This window comes from Ruegeria sp. HKCCE4148 (genome assembly GCF_017872495.1).
Taxonomy (GTDB): Bacteria; Pseudomonadota; Alphaproteobacteria; order Rhodobacterales; family Rhodobacteraceae; genus Ruegeria.
In genome coordinates this window covers 318,526-335,110 of sequence record NZ_JAEDOS010000002.1, presented here as the reverse complement: position 1 = coordinate 335,110, position 16,585 = coordinate 318,526, and the positions used below count along the sequence as shown (strand labels likewise).

At 54.1% G+C, this 16,585-nt stretch carries 15 protein-coding genes and 1 tRNA gene; 5 read left to right on the top strand and 11 right to left on the bottom strand.

The genetic code is table 11. The features are described 5' to 3' along the window. Nucleotides 1-9 precede the first annotated feature (9 nt). The 5 genes from I9187_RS06785 to I9187_RS06765 all read left to right on the top strand — a co-directional run bounded on the left by I9187_RS06785 (nucleotide 10) and on the right by I9187_RS06765 (nucleotide 4,417). Nucleotides 10-882, top strand: a complete 873-nt coding sequence (locus I9187_RS06785) for an ATPase (RefSeq protein WP_171234150.1) — start codon at nucleotides 10-12, stop codon at nucleotides 880-882. Nucleotides 883-918: 36 nt separating this feature from the next. Beyond that, nucleotides 919-1,836, top strand: coding sequence for a homoserine O-succinyltransferase (gene metA / locus I9187_RS06780; protein WP_171174384.1), 918 nt, complete (start codon nucleotides 919-921; stop codon nucleotides 1,834-1,836). Continuing rightward, nucleotides 1,826-2,779, top strand: a complete 954-nt coding sequence (locus I9187_RS06775) for an alpha/beta hydrolase (protein WP_171174387.1) — start codon at nucleotides 1,826-1,828, stop codon at nucleotides 2,777-2,779. The genes metA and I9187_RS06775 overlap by 11 nt, the downstream gene beginning before the upstream one ends. Nucleotides 2,780-2,828: 49 nt before the next feature. Beyond that, nucleotides 2,829-3,698: a polyphosphate kinase 2 gene (ppk2, locus tag I9187_RS06770; RefSeq protein WP_171174389.1), complete on the top strand. Its 870-nt coding sequence runs from the start codon at nucleotides 2,829-2,831 to the stop codon at nucleotides 3,696-3,698. Between the two features lie 104 nt (nucleotides 3,699-3,802). Then, nucleotides 3,803-4,417 carry a TetR/AcrR family transcriptional regulator gene (locus I9187_RS06765; protein WP_171174391.1) on the top strand — a complete coding sequence of 205 codons (615 nt, stop codon included), beginning with the start codon at nucleotides 3,803-3,805 and terminating at the stop codon, nucleotides 4,415-4,417. A gap of 6 nt (nucleotides 4,418-4,423) precedes the next feature. On the opposite strand, the gene I9187_RS06760 is transcribed toward I9187_RS06765, so the two are convergent. From I9187_RS06760 to pyrH, 11 genes are all read right to left on the bottom strand, one after another. Continuing rightward, a complete protein-coding gene (locus tag I9187_RS06760; protein ID WP_171174393.1) occupies nucleotides 4,424-5,482 on the bottom strand; it encodes an adenylate/guanylate cyclase domain-containing protein in 1,059 nt (352 codons plus the stop codon). Next, entirely contained in the window at nucleotides 5,479-5,847 is a 369-nt protein-coding gene (locus I9187_RS06755) for a group 1 truncated hemoglobin (protein WP_171174395.1), read from the bottom strand. The genes I9187_RS06760 and I9187_RS06755 overlap by 4 nt, the downstream gene beginning before the upstream one ends. A gap of 307 nt (nucleotides 5,848-6,154) precedes the next feature. Beyond that, nucleotides 6,155-6,244: transfer RNA gene (locus I9187_RS06750), tRNA-Ser, on the bottom strand. Nucleotides 6,245-6,389: 145 nt separating this feature from the next. After that, nucleotides 6,390-8,813 carry a DUF3772 domain-containing protein gene (locus I9187_RS06745; protein ID WP_209509240.1) on the bottom strand — a complete coding sequence of 808 codons (2,424 nt, stop codon included), beginning with the start codon at nucleotides 8,811-8,813 and terminating at the stop codon, nucleotides 6,390-6,392. Continuing rightward, a complete protein-coding gene (locus I9187_RS06740; protein WP_171174399.1) occupies nucleotides 8,813-9,847 on the bottom strand; it encodes a cysteine synthase A in 1,035 nt (344 codons plus the stop codon). The genes I9187_RS06745 and I9187_RS06740 overlap by 1 nt, the downstream gene beginning before the upstream one ends. Before the next feature lie 68 nt (nucleotides 9,848-9,915). Beyond that, complete coding sequence (locus I9187_RS06735) at nucleotides 9,916-11,031, bottom strand: NUDIX domain-containing protein (protein ID WP_171727511.1); 1,116 nt, start codon at nucleotides 11,029-11,031, stop codon at nucleotides 9,916-9,918. 27 nt (nucleotides 11,032-11,058) lie between these two features. After that, nucleotides 11,059-11,499, bottom strand: a complete 441-nt coding sequence (locus tag I9187_RS06730) for a TrgA family protein (protein ID WP_171174403.1) — start codon at nucleotides 11,497-11,499, stop codon at nucleotides 11,059-11,061. 15 nt (nucleotides 11,500-11,514) lie between these two features. Beyond that, nucleotides 11,515-12,723: a cyclopropane-fatty-acyl-phospholipid synthase family protein gene (locus I9187_RS06725; RefSeq protein WP_171174405.1), complete on the bottom strand. Its 1,209-nt coding sequence runs from the start codon at nucleotides 12,721-12,723 to the stop codon at nucleotides 11,515-11,517. Nucleotides 12,724-12,792: 69 nt separating this feature from the next. After that, on the bottom strand, nucleotides 12,793-14,217 hold the full coding sequence (locus tag I9187_RS06720; protein ID WP_209509239.1) for a deoxyribodipyrimidine photo-lyase: 1,425 nt from the start codon (nucleotides 14,215-14,217) through the stop codon (nucleotides 12,793-12,795). Between the two features lie 47 nt (nucleotides 14,218-14,264). Beyond that, complete coding sequence (locus I9187_RS06715; protein ID WP_209940118.1) at nucleotides 14,265-15,491, bottom strand: aminotransferase class V-fold PLP-dependent enzyme; 1,227 nt, start codon at nucleotides 15,489-15,491, stop codon at nucleotides 14,265-14,267. Between the two features lie 251 nt (nucleotides 15,492-15,742). Continuing rightward, a complete protein-coding gene (gene pyrH / locus I9187_RS06710) occupies nucleotides 15,743-16,495 on the bottom strand; it encodes a UMP kinase (protein ID WP_171174412.1) in 753 nt (250 codons plus the stop codon). Nucleotides 16,496-16,585 lie beyond the last annotated feature (90 nt).

The following is a 16,585-nucleotide window of genomic DNA, read 5'->3' as shown; positions in this document are numbered from 1 at the left end:
CAGCTCACCATGATTTACACCTCCGCCGAAGACTGGCGCACCGCCCGCCGCAAGAAAGTGCTGTTCTTTGGCATGTCTGGCCTGGGCAAGACCTATGTCTCTAACATCCTCAGGGATTCTGGGAACTGGTTCCACTATTCGATCGATTACCGGATCGGCACACGATACATGGGCGAATACATCACCGACAACGCCAAGGCCGAGGCTATGAAGGTTCCGTTTCTACGAGAACTGCTGTTGTCGGATTCGATCTTTATCGGCTCGAACATTTCGTTCGAAAACCTGACCCCAGTTGCCACCTATCTTGGCAAACCAGGCAATCCGGCTCTGGGTGGGCTTGAGATGCCAGAGTACCGTCGCAGACAGGAACAGTTCCGCCTGGCGGAAATTCACGCCCTTCTTGACACCGAGTATTTCATCGATCGTGCTGAACGTTTGTATGAATACCCGCATTTTATTTGTGATACGGGCGGTTCGATCTGCGAATGGGTCGACCCCGAAGACCCCAAGGATCAGATCTTGTCAGAGCTGTCCCGTCACACTCTTATGATCTGGCTGAAGGGTGATGAAGGACACACAACCGAATTGGTACGCCGGTTCGATAAAGCACCCAAACCCATGTCTTATCAAGCCGACTTTCTGACCCGCACATGGGCCGAGTATCTGGATCAAAAAGGGTGCGCAGAATCCGATGTAAACCCCGATGATTTTGTCCGCTGGACCTATGCACAGGCTCTGGCGCACCGACAGCCTCGCTATGAGGCGATGGCCAAAAACTGGGGCGTGACGATTGCCGCAGATGACATTGGTAAGATCCGCGATGCGGCTGATTTCGATGAGTTGATCGAGCGCACCCTTGAGACCGAGCCCAAGAACGCCTAACTAGCAGTTTTCCTTATTCTCTTCGAAGTCTAACACATGCCCATCAAAATCCCATCTGATCTTCCTGCTTTTGACGTCCTGACGAAAGAAGGCGTCATGGTCATGGATGAAGATCAGGCCATGCGTCAGGACATTCGACCTTTGCGCATCGGGTTGTTGAATCTGATGCCCAAGAAAATCCAGACGGAAAACCAGTTCGCCCGCCTGATTGGTGCGACGCCCTTGCAGATCGACCTGTCCCTGATCCGCATGACGGAACATCGTACCAGGAACACTGCGGCAGAACACATGTCGGAGTTTTACCGCCCCTTTCAGGAGGTCAAAGACCAGAAGTTTGACGGTCTGATCATTACGGGTGCGCCGATCGAGCATCTGGAATTTGACGACGTCACCTATTGGGAAGAGATCAGCAAGGTCTTCGAATGGACGCAAACGAATGTTCATTCCACCTTTGGTGTCTGCTGGGGCGGTATGGCGATGATCAACCATTTCCACGGCGTGCGTAAACACATGCTGGATGCCAAGGCCTTTGGTTGTTTCCGCCACCGGAACCTGAACCCGGCCTCGCCGTTCTTGCGTGGGTTCTCGGATGATTGTGTGATCCCGGTCAGCCGCTGGACGGAAATGAAACAAGATGAAATTGATCGCGCCTCTGGTCTGAATACTCTTCTGGGTAGCGATGACGTGGGCCCTTGTCTGGTCGAAGATCCCGAGCACCGTGCACTCTATATCTTCAACCATTTCGAATATGACAGCGATACGTTGAAACAGGAATATGACCGGGACGTTGCCAATGGCACGCCAATCAACGTGCCGGTCAACTACTACCCGGATGATGACCCTTCTAAGACGCCACAGAACCGATGGCGCAGCCATGCGCATCTGCTGTATGGCAACTGGATCAACGAGATCTATCAGTCCACACCTTTTGATATGAGTGAAATTGGCAAGTAAAGCTTTGATATCCATTGGTCTTATCGTTTTAGGCCTGGCCGTTTTGACCGCTTGGCGCAGCGCCAGGAATGAGGCGATGGCCGAGGCAGCCTTTCCGCCAGAAGGTCATTTCCTGGATGTCGACGGCATCGCCGTTCATGCCGTTGTCATGGGAGAAGGCCCGGATGTCGTTCTGATCCACGGATCCAGCGGGAACACACGTGACATGACCTTCGCGCTGGCCCCCATTCTGGCGCAGAACTTCCGTGTCATCGTGTTTGATCGTCCTGGTCTGGGTTATTCTGAAAGCTTTAACCCCAACGGTGAAACTATCATCGAACAAGCAGATATTCTGCAACGTGCAGCGGCTCAGCTTGGGGCGGATAAACCCATCGTTGCAGGCCAAAGCTATGGCGGGTCGGTCTCGCTTGCCTGGGCTGTGACGCGTCCTGATAACATCTCGGCCCTTGTTCTGATCGCCCCCGCTGCTATCCCGTGGGAAACACCTTTGGATGGGTTCAACCGGCTGGCCTCAACCACCGCAGGCAATGCGCTGGCCCTGCCCCTGATCAGCTCGTTCATACCCGACTGGTATGTCACCCAAGCGCTGGACAAAGTGTTTGCACCGCAATCAGCGCCCAAGGGATATGCCGAACACTTCGGTCCCGGGCTAACGATCCGGCAGGGTTCGATGCACGCAAACGCCAAACAGCGCGCCAATCTGTTGGATGAGATCACACGCCTACAGCCAAGATATAGCGAGATTTCCGTACCGACGGAAATCATCCACGGAACCGCTGACGATACGGTTGGTCTTGAATGGCATTCAGAACGCCTGATTGACCAGATTCCCGGGGCCGAACTTATCGAGTTGCCCGGTATCGGACATATGCCACAGGTGGTCGCCGCCCCGGAAGTTGCAGCCGCAATAGATCGTGCGGCACAGCGCGCAGGTTTGCGTTAGTCAGGGCTCTAATCCATAGTAAGATATGGATTTTATCGCGAGGTGACATATGGCCCGGTCCGAAAAAGGTTCAATCGAAAGATATTATCAAAAAGACGCTCCCAAAGCGGTGCGGGAAGAAATCAAAAAATCAGGAAAAGGGGATATTCTGAACGTCTCTTACCCCTATCGCGAGAAAATGAAGACCAAGGACTATGACGATCAGATGGATCTTCTCCAGATCGAGCTGGTCAAGATGCAGTCCTGGGTGAAAGAAACCGACCAGCGGGTGGCGATCATCTTTGAAGGTCGTGACGCCGCCGGCAAAGGTGGCACCATCAAACGGTTCCGTGAAAACCTGAACCCGCGCGGCGCGCGCAACGTAGCACTTGCCAAACCTTCAGACGCGGAACGCAGCCAATGGTATTTTCAGCGTTATATCTCTCACCTGCCTGCTGCGGGCGAAATCGTGTTCTTTGACCGAAGCTGGTACAACCGGGGTGTCGTCGAGAATGTTTTCGGGTTTTGTACACAGGAGGAACGTGAGCGGTTTTTCCGTCAGGTTTTGCCGCTGGAAATGGGTCTGGCGAATGACGGCATTCAACTTTTCAAGTTCTGGCTCAATGTCGGGCGTGCAGAGCAGCTGAACCGCTTTTTGGCGCGTGAAACAGACCCTCTGAAACAGTGGAAGCTTAGCCCGATCGATGTGGCGGGGCTGAACAAGTGGGATGAGTATACACAGTCGATCTCGGAAACGCTGACCAGATCGCACACCGACGTATGCCCTTGGACGATTGTACGTTCAGACGACAAAAAACGCGCACGTCTCGCTGCCATTCGCACCGTGCTGCACGCGTTGGACTATGATGAGAAAGACAAAAAGAGCATCGGAAGGATTGATCCAAAGATTTGCGGTGGCCCGGATATTTGGGATGCATAAACCCTCGTTTCATCGCGTCCATATGGTGGCAAAGGTTGGACGGTCGCACATGTATGCGCTATCTCGTTGCTTTTTAACACTGAATCAAAACAACTGAGGGCTGGATGACGAAACGCGGTTATCACCACGGGAACCTGAAACAGGCTTTGGTCGAGGCCGCCTTGTCCCTGATCGAAGTAAAAGGCCCGACCGGTTTCACTCTGTCCGAAGCCGCAAAAACCGCCGGAGTGACGCCCGCAGCTGTATATCGCCATTTTCAGGGGCGCGAGGACCTGATTGCCGAGGCCGCGCGGCAAGGGTTCGAGATGTTCGCTGACCTCATGCAATATGCCTATGACAAGGGGCAACCGTCAGCGCTGGCGGCATTCGAGGCAACCGGACGCGCCTATCTGGCCTTTGCCCGCAAGAACCCCGGCCATTACATCGCCATGTTCGAGAGTGGGATTTCGTTAAACCGGACGACCGAGCTCTCGCTGGCGGCCAATCGCGCCAAATCGGTTTTGGAAAAAGCAGCGGCGGATCTGTCTCAACATATTCCGCCAGAAAAACGCCCACCTGCATCAATGTTCAGCGCTCATATCTGGGCGATGAGCCACGGTGTTGTTGAACTGTTCGCGCGCAACACGGGCGCGACTTCACCTTTCCCACCCGAAGAATTGTTGGAAAGTGGAATTGGCATTTACCTGCGCGGTCTTGGCCTCATTCCGCAGGACGACTGAAACAGGTCAGAGCAACCTGTTGCCCTGTGGCATGCTCAGACCTGAGGTCACATTGATCAGGTCCATCTCGCCGATACCCTTGATGTCGACACACCCAAGGTCAGAAACCTGAAATTCGTCGATCAGCGCATATTTCATCTCTTCCGGGGCCACGATATTCATCGGGTTGGCAAATACTTGCAAGCGGGAAGCAATATTCACAGCCGGACCAAAAACGTCATAGACATATTTTTGAATACCGACGACCGATCCGACCGCAGCCCCCATCCCCAAACCGATCCTGGCCTGCCATTTATGCGGGTGGCTTTCGTTCCGGCGCTCCAGATAACGCAGAAAACGTACGGCACAATGTGCAACGGCCGTGGCGTGATCCGGGGTTGGGTCAGGCATGCCGGACACCGCCAGATAAGCGTCACCAATTGTCTTTATCCGCTCGCACCCGAATTGCTCGACGATGCGGTCAAAGGCTGTGAAAATATCGTTCAGCTCACTAAGGGTCACGGTCGGATCCGTTTTGGCAGCAAAATCGGTGAACCCGACAAAATCCAGCATGACCACCGAAACCTGCTGGTACAGCTGCGGTGTCACGACACCAAAGGTCTTAAATTCTTCATACACAGCTTTTGGCATCAGGTTCAGCAACAGACGCTCCACCCTCTCCTTTTCGCGCTCAAGTTCTCGGGTATTGCGCTCGACCATAGTGGAATAGCTGTCGATCATGCTTTCCAACTCGCGAATGCGCGTGATGTTTTGACATTCGACAATCAGCACCTGTTCAGAAAGACCATTGGCCAGAGACACTGCCACCGCAAAGATCAACGTTCGGCGTTTTGGTTTGATCTGAAGCTCGACGGAATACCTAAGGCCAGATTGTTTGACATCCTCCAGCTCTTTGGAGTCGAGGTCCGGCAGAATGTCTGTAAGCGTATTGCCTTCTTCTGGTACCCCAAACCATTCCGCGAAAGGTCCGTTGTGAAACACAAACTCCAGATCCGAGGCACGAACCACGGCGACACCAACACCAATGGCACGCAACAGTTGCTCATTGATTGCCAGTATGCTCATGCCGCTGTCCGGACGACGATGATGGACCGTTTGCCCTCAATTGCAGCCAGCGCTGTTTTGATGTCATTGTCCGACATGCCATGAACGCTCAGCGCATCGCCGAACAGTTCCGCCATGACGTCGAATTCATCGTGCGAGATGTTCAGATGCCGATGAACAGCTTCAATTCTGTCGTCGTTGAAGGATGCAGGACCGCCGATTAACGAAGACACAAACTTCGTCTGATGGTCGATCAGACGGGGCATATCGATGTCTTCGAAGTAATGGCCGATTTCGTCAGAATCCAATGCCATCTCATAGAAGGTCATTACTACGCGGCTGATTGTTTTGAAGCCGCCATACTTTTCATAAAGTGTCTGTGCCACACGAATACCCGCGCGTTACTGATCAATAACACCACAAGTCTATATCAATTTGATATTTTTGTTAACGTTTATGATCTACCCGATCCGGCCGACGGAGAACTTTTGGGGAATACAAACCAGAACCGCCACAGGTTTCAGCGGGTGAACAACTTCAAGGGATCAATGCAGCAGATGTAGCAAACGCAAGCGCCGAGATTTAATGACCGCTCCCACCCGTTCGTTCATCACGAAAGTTTCGAAGTTTGCCAACAGTGAAACAACTCGACCAGCACCAGTTCGCCTACTGCCGTCAATTTTAGGAAGGTTATGGCGGAGAGACAGGGATTCGAACCCTGGAGACGGTTTCCCGCCTACACACTTTCCAGGCGTGCGCCTTCGACCACTCGGCCACCTCTCCGTGTCGGCGTTATTTGGACCAATGCGGTTAGATTTGCAAGGCCCCAATGTGGCGAAAAATCGGGAACGGAACAAATAAGTTATTCAGTTCTCACGCGGCTTTCACAACGCAAATACCTGCCCGTTCAGAGGCAGCAGTTACGCAATCACACCTCATCCCCGGTATCGGGATCCAAATCAGCCTCTGTCATATCCACGGGCCTGTTCGAAAGAGTGTTTGGCGTGCTTGGCTCAGGCTTAACAGGCCCCTGCTTTTCATTTTCAGCAGGTTGGAGAGCTTCAGGATTGCGCAACCAAACATCTCGCTGAGCAAAGGGAATCTCAATCCCGGCTTCTGCGAATCTGCGGTTGATTTCATGGTTCATGTCCGATTTCACGGACAATACCCAGTTCACATCACGCAAGATTGCGCGAATCTCGAAATCCAGGGAATCCGCACCAAACCCTTGGAAAACAACGCTGGGTGCAGGGTTGGCCAAAACCATCGGGTGGTTATTAGCAACCTCGCCCAGAATGGTTTCAACCTGTCGCGTATCAGTGCCATACGCTACGCCCACAGGAACGATGACGCGTCCGATCGTGTTGCCACGTGTATAGTTGGTCACCACGCCGCTGATCAAATCCGAGTTCGGAACGATAACATCGGTTCGGTCAAAGGTTTCAATCGTGGTCGACCGAACCGAGATGTCACGGACATAACCCATCATCCCGTTCACATCGATCCAGTCCCCCTTCGAGATCGGGCGCTCGACCAGAAGAATGATGCCCGACACAAAATTGGACACGATCGTTTGCAGGCCAAAGCCGATCCCAACAGACAGTGCACCCGCAACAATGGCCAGCGATGACAAATCAAAGCCTGCCACCATGATTGCGATCAGCGCGGCTATCGTGATCCCGACATAACCAGACCCGGATACAATTGCGTTCTGACCACCGGGGTCGATTTTGGTTTTCGGAAGAAGCGAATTGCGCAAGCCGCTTTGCAACAGTCGCGTCAGGGTGTAGCCGATCGCAAAAACAGCAACAAAGGTCAGGAAATTGGTGGGAGAGATTGTGACGCCACCAATGTCAAATCCAAGCAGCAACCGCGACCATGCTTCCAGCAGATCAGTTTTACGCGCGCCCCAGTATATCGCCAGAATAGGCAACGCGATGATGGCCAGTGCAAATCCAACCAATACCGAAAACAGCGAATCCCGCGCCGCGTCTCCTTGCCCGGTGATCCAACCGTAAACTTGACTGATAAATCGTTGCAGGATGACCAGCGCGCCGATCAGCACAAGTGTTTTCACCGCTGGAAACACGATGGCTTCAGAGGCATTGGTGTACCCGAAGATCGCAAGGACAGGAGAACTGATGCCCAAGAGGAACAACGCCCGACGCAAGAACTCTACGACTTGACTGAAACCCGCAGAGCCGGTTGCAGCAGATTGATCTGAGCTGTCTGTTGATCGAATCTGGCGTATTCGCAAAAGCAACAACGCTGTTGCGACGATAATCGGAAAACTTACGACGGCACGGGTCGCGTCGGAAACGTTTTCAATACGTTCAAACAAAAGCGCCATTCCGTGCAGAACCAACAGCACAGCGAGTAGATCGATATACACGCGAAGTTCGGAAATTCGCGCAGCAGACAACCTTTTGAACCCTTGTGACGCCCCAATCACATATGCTTGACGACCAATCCAGTCATAAAACAAAATGATCGCTGCCCAATAAGGGACGTTTTCCAGAAGCAAGCTTCCCCTCAACCCGGTCACGCCGGTGAGGCTGATTGCTACGACCACGGCCAACACCCCAACCCAAGGCAGCAGAATGCGAAATAGGGATATGGCAAAAGACCATACACCCGTACCGGCACCAGCCAGGGACCTCAAATAATCCCCACCCCGTTCAGACCAACGTTTACCAAAGATGAGCAGTACAGCCGCAATGACCAACAATACAAAGATCGCCAGTCCGCGATCACGAATCTGTTCACGTACGACGTCTGATCGCAGATTGGTTACCGTTTCATTTGTCAGGCTCTGGATTGCTTCTTTGATATCCACCCATGCTGGGCCCCAGTGTGACGGGTTTATCGGCGATGGACCCTGCTCAAAGAATTCTTTTTTTTGCCGTGTGCGCAGGATTTGGTCTATTTCGCTGATCAGCCCATTTGCACGGCTGTAAGCCTCATCAGATATGATACGCGGCACACGGAGGCTGTTTAGCTGTTCTTCAAGATGGGCCCGAAGCTGAGCTATGTCTTCAGGCTCGGGCGCGTCCCCTTCGGGTTTTGGACCCAAAGCCTTGATTTGACTTTGCAACGTGTTGATACGGTCAGTATTTGCTCCGCGTGCTCGATTGAAGTCGTCCCTGTAATTGTTTATTTCGGAACGTAAATTCTCTAACGCCGCGTCCGAGGCGCGGTTCGCCTCGATCACGGATTCAGCTCGGTCCGCCGTTCTTAGCCACCCCTGGTAGTACTCGCTTTGCCGATCGGTCAACTGCGCATTCGCGCTGCTTGTGAACCCAACAAGGCACAAAAATACCAGGACCAAAAACAGGCGGACCTGTGCCAGCATCACACGTCCTCGAATACGCCGGGAATACTACGGGGGGCCTCTGTCATCCAATCCGGCACAGGCAATTCTTTTTCACGCAGGAATTCCGGATTAAACAGTTTGGACTGATAGCGTGTGCCATAGTCACAGAGAATAGTAACGATGGTATGGCCCGGCCCCAATTCTTTGGCCAGACGTACCGCACCGGCCATGTTGATCGCGGTCGAGCCCCCCATGACCAGACCTTCTTCGCGCAGCAGGTTAAAGATATACGGCAGCGCTTCGTTGTCGCTCATCTGGTATGCGAAGTCCGGTTTAAACCCTTCCAGGTTCTTTGTGATGCGAACCTGACCGATGCCTTCGGCAATCGAGCCCCCCTCCATCGCGATTTCGCCGGTGGTATAATAGGAATAAAGCCCTGCCCCCATCGGATCGACCAGACCGATCTTAACACCCTTGGGCTGCAGCGCCTCGGCCACGCCGGCCAACGTTCCACCAGATCCTACGGCACAGACAAAACCATCGACCTTGCCGTCCGTCTGTTCCCAAATTTCAGGGCCTGTTGTTTCCACATGCGCCTGACGGTTGGCCACATTGTCAAATTGGTTGGCCCAAATCGCGCCATTGGGTTCGGTCTTGGCCAACTTCTCGGCCAAACGGCGCGAGTAATGCACGAAATTGTTGGGGTTGCGGTAAGGCGCGGCAGGAACCTGCACAAGCTGAGCGCCTGCCAGACGCAGCATGTCTTTCTTTTCTTCGGACTGGGTTTCGGGGATGACAATCACTGTCTTGAACCCCATCGAAGCTCCGACCAGGGCCAGGCCGATCCCCGTGTTGCCTGCTGTCCCTTCGACAATTGTTCCGCCGGGTTTCAATTCGCCCCGCGCAATCGCATCCCGGATAATATACAGCGCCGCACGGTCCTTGACGGACTGGCCAGGGTTCATGAACTCGGCCTTCCCCAGGATTTCGCAACCGGTTTCTTCACTGATGCGCTTTAACCGGATCAGCGGTGTTTTCCCGACTGCGTCGGCAAGGTCTCGTGCAATGCGCATGGCGCCCTCTTGTCGTTTGGTATCGAAGAAGATTTACAGCCGCGCCGCCGTGACCACAAGCGTGATAGTCATACACGCAGCCTGTCGCGATGACGGGCCAGCCAGTAAGCCAGAGCAACCAATTGTACGTCCTTGAAAACATGACGGTCTGCCATGTCGATGAACGCGTCGAAAGGCAGGATCTGACTGCGAATGTCTTCGCCTTCGGTATCGAGACCGCCGGTGTTTGTCGTATGGGTCAAATCTCCCAATCCGACATACAGATACATGAAGCCGGTGGATGACCCGCTTGAGGAATAGGCCCCACCCGCGTATTCCAACCGATCGAATTTTACACCGGCTTCCTCCATTGCTTCACGATGCGCGGCCTGTTCGGGTTCTTCGCCCGGGTCTATCATCCCTGCCACGGCCTCCCAAAGCCACGGTTCGGGGTCGTTAATCAAAAAAGCGGGTGGCCTGAATTGTTCGACCACAAGCACCGTATCCCGCGCCGGGTCGTAGGGCAGAACGGACACGGCACTACCTTGCATCAAGCTGCCCCGATGCAGCACAGGCCCCATTGAACCATCATGCTGGCGGTGTTGAAGGTCGACTTCCTCCATCCCGAAATAGTTGACATAGGCGCGATCGTGACGATGCACGATGACATCCTTATTTGTATCTCTTGGGTCGCCTGTGCGCCGTTTGTCCGCAAGAATTTTGGCCCAAGCCCGGGTTTGAATGGCGCGAATGTTACCTGCCATCACCTCAGGCTCGATCCTGCCAAAATACGCCATCTCTTCTTCAGCGGCCAAAGCCGTGATGTCACCCAGCCTGTCTGCCCATCCCTGCAAAGACCATTGTCCATCCGGTTCCCAACTACCGGGTGCGGGAAAAAAGACCTTTGCCTCACGCTTGTTTCCGTCGTGCAGATCAACTGTCACAGGGGTCAGGTCGTAGTCGAACGCTCCTTCATAAAATGCCAACCTGGCCAGATCCTCAGACGACAAATCCTGAACAAACACGCCATGCGCGCTGTCGCCAGACAAAGGCAGGATCATCGGGAAATCCTGCCCTTTCACTGCGTGAACAGCGTGATCAGGCAGAACCGCCGATTGAACGGAAATATCTTGTAGCGGACGTCCCAGAACGCGTTCAAGCAAGGGTAAATGCCGAAGCGTTCCGTAGAAAAACAAATCAGACAAATTCAATCTCTCAGGTGGCACTTCGCATCAGCGCCATTGGCGATGGGCCTGTTCAGTGGCCAGACCAGCGACAACTGCTCCAACGGCAAATGCGATCAAAATTTCGGGGACCATCAGCAACTTGCCATACTCGATACCAATCTGGAAAATGGCCATGACCGCCTCAAACGGACCGCCATATCTATTGCGCATGGCAAGGCGGAACATCTCGTAGCAGCCCTGTACGAACAAGGCCCAAAATACCAACGACGCAACACCTGTCAGGCCGTTGTTGATGCCCGCCGTCCATCCTCGTCCGGCGCGCTTGCCCATGATTGTCCAGCCACAGGCCGCGCCAAGCGCCATGTTTACATAGGTAAAGTACCCATAGTCCTTACCTTCTTCACCATTGTCGATGATCATCCCTGAGACGATGAAGGCCAGCACGACAAGGCAAACAGCGGCAACAAGACGCGAGGCAGTGGGCATATGACGGTCCGTTCGTTAACTTGGTTTTGCTATGGTGATCTGTGTCACATCACAATTGCTTGTGTCAAAGGCCGCGCCACATGCGGTCAAATAATAATTCCACATGCGGCGAAAACGCTCATCAAAACCCATTTCAGCGATCTGGTCCCACTTGGAATTGAACGTCTCGTACCAGCGGCGCAGTGTCAGGTCATAGCTTTTGCCAAACTCTTTAGATTTAACCACGCTCAATCCGGCTTGGTCGATCTGCTGCCGCAGGATCGAGGGGGACGGTAACATACCCCCCGGGAAGATATATTTCTGAATGAAATCAACACCGTTCTTGTAATAGTCCCAGCGATGATCGCCCACGGTGATGATCTGCAATGTCGCTTGTGCGCCAGGCTTCAGCCGGTCACGAACAGTTTCGAAATAGACCGGCCAGTACTTTTGACCCACTGCCTCGAACATCTCGATTGAAGCAATACCGTCATACAAGCCCTTTTCGTCGCGATAGTCTTGCAACTTGAACTCCACCTGACCATTTAATCCTGCGTTGTCAATGCGTTCCTTGGCGAATTTAAACTGTTCCTGGCTGATGGTCAGACAGGTCACACGCAGACCACGCTCTTTGGCCGCATATTCCGCAAACCCACCCCAGCCGCAGCCGATTTCCAGAATATGATCGCCGGGTTTGACGCCCATCTCATCCACAAGGCTTGCATATTTGGCGGTCTGTGCCTTTTCTAAACTCTCCTGCCCGGTCTCGAAAATCGCACTGGAATAGGTCATGGTTTCATCCAGCCAAAGGCTGTAGAAATCATTGCCCAGATCGTAGTGGTACGAGATGTTCTTTTTCGCCTGCGTCCGGTTGTTACGGTGCAACCAGAACCGAAGCCGCTCGTAGGCTTGCACTAGGAATTTGCCGGTAAACCCGTCATACACGGTCTCGGATCCCAGATGCACAAGGTCCATGAACGAGCGCAGGTCGGGCGTGCTCCAGTGGCCATCCAGATAGGCATCGGAAAAGCCCAACTCGCCCTCTCGTACCAGGCGCGCAAAGATATCGCCGTCATGAACGTGGACCTCAGCAACCGGCCCCGGCTTGGCTCCTTCGGCGCGGAATGTGCGACCATCGGGTAAAACGATATCAAGCCGCCCGTATTCCATTTTGGTCAGCATCTTGAAAACTTGAGCAAAATATCTGGGCAAGTCTTTTTGCCCTTCAGTCGTCGTCAGGATCATCCGCTCTCCCCTTTGCGGTGTCGATATTAAGCTAGGCCGCGATTTTGTTTCTGGCAAGTTTTCAATTCCTTAGTGGGTTTTTCGGCTTTCATAAGCGCCAAGCGCGCGGCTTCGACCCTCTGCCAAAGCAACAACTGGCGCTGGGTAGTCTGCGTCCTCGTGCAGGTTCCAGGACCGGGGGACCGCTTTAAAATAGGAACGGGCCGTTGCGCTGGGTTTTCTATGGCCTTCGGCAATCCAGCGCCTCAGATAAGCGCCGTCCGGGTCAAATTTCTCAGCCTGCGTCTGAGGGTTGAAAATCCGGAAAAACGGCGCGGCATCAGGGCCAGAACCCGCCACCCATTGCCATCCCATCGCGTTGCAGGCCGGATCCCAGTCGATCAGGCACTCCTCGAACCATTGCATCCCGATTTTCCAGTGTGTCATCAGATGCTTGGTCAAATAGCTGGCCACGATCATCCGCGCCCGGTTGTGCATCCGGCCTGTCACATACATCTGGCGCAAACCAGCATCGACCACAGGGATACCGGTTCTGGCCTGTGTCCATGCAATAACGTCCGGATGTTCGGGGTCCGTGTTCCACGGAAAACTATCCCATTCTGGCTTCCAATTGTCGCTTAGCAGATGCGGCGTGTGGTACATAAGGTGATAGGCAAACTCACGCCACACCAACTGACGCAAGAAAGCCTCGGTGCCCGAAACCCCCATCAAAGCAGCTTGGTGGACCCGGTGCCAAACCGTGCGCGGGCCAAGCTCGCCCAGCGACAGGTATTCAGATAAGTTCGATGTTCCGTCCTGATCCAGCCGGTCACGCTGGCTGGAATACTTTGAAACGCGGTCCAGAAACTCGTCCAGATGATCGCGGGCGGCCCGCTCGCCAGGTTGAACGAAAGGTCGCACAACGGCTGCGCCCCGGTTCATTGCACGCCCCATCTGCCACGCGTTCAGATCCTCAGTTGCAGGCCAGGTGTCAGGTGATTGCAAACGCGTCACCTTCGCAGCGGGCGCAGGAACGTCCCGGCCCTGAACCGCGCGCCACATGGGGGTGTAAACGCGAAAGGGCTGACCGGCCTTGGTTGCGACTGTCCAAGGCTCAAACAGCAAATGCCCGGCAAAGGACTTGGCTGTCACACCTTGCTCGGTCAACGCGGCCTTGATCTCTGTGTCACGCTCAATCGAGGCCAGATCATAAGAACGCGACCAATAGACCGAAGTGGCGCCGGTCTCTGCCACTAAGTTCTGCAATTGAGCCAGCGCATCTCCGCTTCGCAGGATCAAACGGCTGTCCAGTCGCGCCAATCCCTCGGCAAGCGCGCCCAATCCTAACTCAAGACGCCATTTTGGTGCCGAACCCAGGCGTCCAACAAGGTCATCGCAAACAAAGACCGGAATAACCGGGCGACCACTCTCAGCCGCTGCTGTTAAGGCTGGATGGTCCGACAGGCGCAGATCCCGCCGGAACCAAAAAATGATCGGAGTTTGCCCGTGTGCCATGTTTGCCCTGCTGTTTTCTTCGTATACGAAGGCTCAGGGATAATGGATCACAAAACGCGTTCAAGCGCCTCTAAAAGTTGATCAATTTCCTGTTGCGATGTGTAATGCGTAAAGCTGACCCGAAGCACGCCCTGTGCCGGGTCAACCCCCATGGCTTGCAACGGGCGCACGGCATAGAAGTCTCCGCCACCTGCCATAACGCCGTGTTGCGCCAACTCTGCGGCAACAGTTTCAGCCGGTCGATTTAACGACATCGCAACTGTTGGCGCGCGCCGAGTGGCGTCAGATGTGCCGATCAAACGCACTGCGTTGCGATCCTTGACCGCGTCCAGCACCGGCTGCAGCAAGGACACTTCCTGACCGCGCATCAGGTCATGTACAAAAGCGCCTTGTGCGGCGGCATCAGAGATCGGCCCGCCATGGTGCGCACTCAGCAATTCCACATAATCCGCCATGCCCGCACAGGCAGCGATCTGCGCGTGATCCGGACCGGCCGGGGTGAACCGTTTATACAAAACGTCACCGTTAAAATAATGCGCCTGATTGGGAAGCAACTCTCCTATTGTGCGTCGGATGACCATGCAGCCCTGATGCGGGCCATAGGTTTTATAAGTCGAAAACAGGTAGATATCTGGCCCAAGGTCACCAACATTCGGAAAACCATGCGGGGAGTACGAAACGCCGTCAACGCAGACAAACGCGCCTGCCGCGTGGGCAATTGCGGTGATTTCCGTCACTGGATTGATCTCACCTACAACGTTTGAACAATGCGGGAAACAGACCAGACGCACCCTTTCGTCCAGCATATTTTCAAGGTCTTCGGGCTTTAACGAACCGGTTTCAGGGTCAATCTGCCATTCGCGAATTTCGATCCCCTCATCGGCCAATCTACGCCAAGGGCCAGAATTTGCCTCATGATCCTGATTGGTCACGACGATGGCTTCGCCGGGCTTCATCCATTGCCGGAACGCCTGCGCCAAAACATAGGTATTTTGCGTGGTCGAAGGGCCGAAACTTAGCTCATCGGTGTCGACCCCCAGGATTGCGGCCATACGCGCTCGTGCTTCATCCATTTCGGCCCCTGCCAAACGGCTGACCTCGTAAGGCGCATAAGGCTGAACTTTGCGTTGCGTGTAGAACCGCGTCAGTCGGTCAATCACCGGTTGACACGTGTACGACCCACCGGCGTTTTCAAAAAAAGCCTGACCTTGCAAGCTGGGTTCGGAAAAAGCTGGGAATTGCGCCCGAACAAAATCGATATCAAGAGAGCTCATGCCTCTTTGCTCCTTAGTTTTTGCAGTCAGATCAATGAGATGCCCGCTCATGTTTCCAGACACCTCAGAAATCATGGCAGGTCTTCCAGCCCAGCCTGTCGTTACGCCGAAGAAAGGCGCACCACACGGCAGCTCTTTGATAAGAAAGAGCAGTAGTACTTAGACAGCCGCTTCCATAACCGTCAAGTCGCTGCAAAAAAAAGAAAACCCCGGAAAGAACCCGAGGTTTACATCGCGCGTTGGAACGGGATTTAGCCCTGAACTTTGGTGTACGTCCCCTCGCCCGCCAAAATGCCACGGAAACCACCGGGCTCATCCAAGCCGAAAACGATCAGGGGCAGGTTGTTGTCCCGCGCCAGCGCAATCGCCGAGGCATCCATAACACGCAGTCGCTTAGCCAGCACATCATCGTATGAGACGGTATCATAGCGTACCGCGTCAGCATGTTCTTTGGGGTCTTTGTCGTATACGCCATCAACACCGTTCTTGCCCATAAAGATCGCCTCACACGCCATTTCATTGGCACGCAGGGTGGCGGCGGTGTCCGTAGTAAAATAAGGGTTACCGGTTCCGGCTGCAAAAATACAGACCCGCTTTTTCTCAAGGTGGCGCACGGCGCGGCGACGAATGTACGGCTCGCACACCTCATCCATACGAATGGCCGAGATCACACGCGTGAACACCCCGATTTCTTCCAGTGCCGACTGCATTCCCAGCGCGTTCATAACCGTGGCCAACATGCCCATATAATCTGCCGTGGTTCGTTCCATGCCCTGAGCTGATCCGCTCAGGCCACGGAAGATATTGCCGCCGCCGATGACCATGCAGATCTCAACGCCCAGATCGTGAACCGATTTCACCTCTTGCGCGATGCGCTGAACGGTTGGCGGGTGCAAGCCGAATCCCTGATCCCCCATCAATGCTTCGCCCGAGATTTTCAGCATAACTCTGTTATACTTGGTTTTCGGGGTTTCTGCGGTTTCTGATGAAGGGGAAAGGCTCATATTGCGCTCCGGGCTGGCACGGGGTTAATTTCCGGCGCAAAATGAAGCAAAAGCTCCGCAGGTTCAATGCGGTTGGTGAGGATCGAGGCA

Coding starts and splice junctions, on each gene's coding strand:
- I9187_RS06785 (WP_171234150.1), top strand. CDS start 10: ATGATTTACACCTCCGCCGAAGACTGGCGCACCGCCCGCCGCAAGAAA.
- metA (WP_171174384.1), top strand. CDS start 919: ATGCCCATCAAAATCCCATCTGATCTTCCTGCTTTTGACGTCCTGACG.
- ppk2 (WP_171174389.1), top strand. CDS start 2,829: ATGGCCCGGTCCGAAAAAGGTTCAATCGAAAGATATTATCAAAAAGAC.
- I9187_RS06765 (WP_171174391.1), top strand. CDS start 3,803: ATGACGAAACGCGGTTATCACCACGGGAACCTGAAACAGGCTTTGGTC.
- I9187_RS06760 (WP_171174393.1), bottom strand. CDS start 5,482: ATGAGCATACTGGCAATCAATGAGCAACTGTTGCGTGCCATTGGTGTT.
- I9187_RS06745 (WP_209509240.1), bottom strand. CDS start 8,813: ATGCTGGCACAGGTCCGCCTGTTTTTGGTCCTGGTATTTTTGTGCCTT.
- I9187_RS06740 (WP_171174399.1), bottom strand. CDS start 9,847: ATGCGCATTGCACGAGACCTTGCCGACGCAGTCGGGAAAACACCGCTG.
- I9187_RS06730 (WP_171174403.1), bottom strand. CDS start 11,499: ATGCCCACTGCCTCGCGTCTTGTTGCCGCTGTTTGCCTTGTCGTGCTG.
- I9187_RS06725 (WP_171174405.1), bottom strand. CDS start 12,723: ATGATCCTGACGACGACTGAAGGGCAAAAAGACTTGCCCAGATATTTT.
- I9187_RS06720 (WP_209509239.1), bottom strand. CDS start 14,217: ATGGCACACGGGCAAACTCCGATCATTTTTTGGTTCCGGCGGGATCTG.
- I9187_RS06715 (WP_209940118.1), bottom strand. CDS start 15,491: ATGAGCTCTCTTGATATCGATTTTGTTCGGGCGCAATTCCCAGCTTTT.
- pyrH (WP_171174412.1), bottom strand. CDS start 16,495: ATGAGCCTTTCCCCTTCATCAGAAACCGCAGAAACCCCGAAAACCAAG.